1 protein-coding gene is annotated in these 304 nt (G+C 60.2%); it reads left to right on the top strand.

Going from position 1 to position 304, the window contains the following annotated elements:
• Positions 1–10 precede the first annotated feature (10 nt).
• On the top strand, positions 11–304 hold a 294-nt coding region (locus tag AC0L3B_RS39120; protein ID WP_473383082.1), incomplete at its 3' end, for a flagellar biosynthetic protein FliR.

The following is a 304-nucleotide window of genomic DNA, read 5'->3' as shown; positions in this document are numbered from 1 at the left end:
CAACCCATCGCTGGGCCCGGATGCAACGCCCATCGGACACATGCTCAAGCAGCTGGCGATTTTTCTGTTGATGATCAGTCTGGGGCTTGGCGCACTGACCCAGGTGATCTGGGATAGCTACCTGATCTGGCCACCGACGGTGTGGTTCCCGCTGCCGGGGCCCAATGGGTTCAGCGTATTTATTGCGCTGCTCGGGGATACGTTCATGCACATGATGCTTTACGCCGCACCCTTCATCGCCGTGTTGCTGTTGCTGGAGTTCGGCATCGCGCTGCTTGAGGCCACCCAGCAGGCTCATGCGCCC

This window comes from Bradyrhizobium sp. Kon56 (assembly GCF_055807635.1).
Note: the sequence above shows the minus strand (reverse complement) of the source record. Positions and strands in the feature narration are given on the sequence as shown.